Source organism: Aeromonas enteropelogenes (assembly GCF_000819845.1).
GTDB lineage: Bacteria > Pseudomonadota > Gammaproteobacteria > Enterobacterales > Aeromonadaceae > Aeromonas > Aeromonas enteropelogenes.
Genome location: NZ_CDCG01000033.1, coordinates 5,544 through 6,041 on the forward strand (window position 1 = coordinate 5,544; position 498 = coordinate 6,041).

Consider the following 498-nt stretch of genomic DNA (forward strand, 5'->3'; position numbering starts at 1 on the left):
CATGCCGGACATGTCCGGCAGCTCCAGATCGAGCAGCACCACGGGCGGGGGGCTCGCCATCAGCTGGTCCAGCGCCTGCTGGCCACAATCGGCCAACAGTACCTCATAACCATCCTGACGCAGGTACTGCTCATAGACGACCGCCAGACTCCGGGTATCTTCCACCAACAGCACACGCGGTTTGTTTTCAGCCACAGGATTCATCCTTGTCATTGATTGTGCGCTTTTATTTTGCAACCTTTCTCGGGCAAACCCAAGGTGACGCCCCTCCAGTTATCCCGCGGATCCCGAAGAGACACAAGAAAAAACGGCTCCCTAAGGAGCCGTTTTTGCGCAAGATGAACTTACTTTTTAGCGTCGTCAGCCGCCGGCTTCTCGATGTCCAGCAGTTCAACGTCAAACACCAGCACGGCATTGGCCGGGATGGTGCCTGCACCATGCTCGCCATAGGCCAGCTTGGACGGCAGGAAGAACTTGAACTTGGAGCCAACCGGCATC

At 56.8% G+C, this 498-nt stretch carries 2 protein-coding genes; both read right to left on the bottom strand.

Annotation, left to right across the window (positions count from 1 at the left end):
• The coding region (locus tag BN1123_RS11765; protein WP_042027193.1) for a response regulator at positions 1–195 on the bottom strand (195 nt) is incomplete at its 3' end.
• Positions 196–344: 149 nt separating this feature from the next.
• A partial coding sequence (locus BN1123_RS21405; RefSeq protein ID WP_042027194.1) for an FKBP-type peptidyl-prolyl cis-trans isomerase occupies positions 345–498 on the bottom strand: 154 nt, incomplete at its 5' end.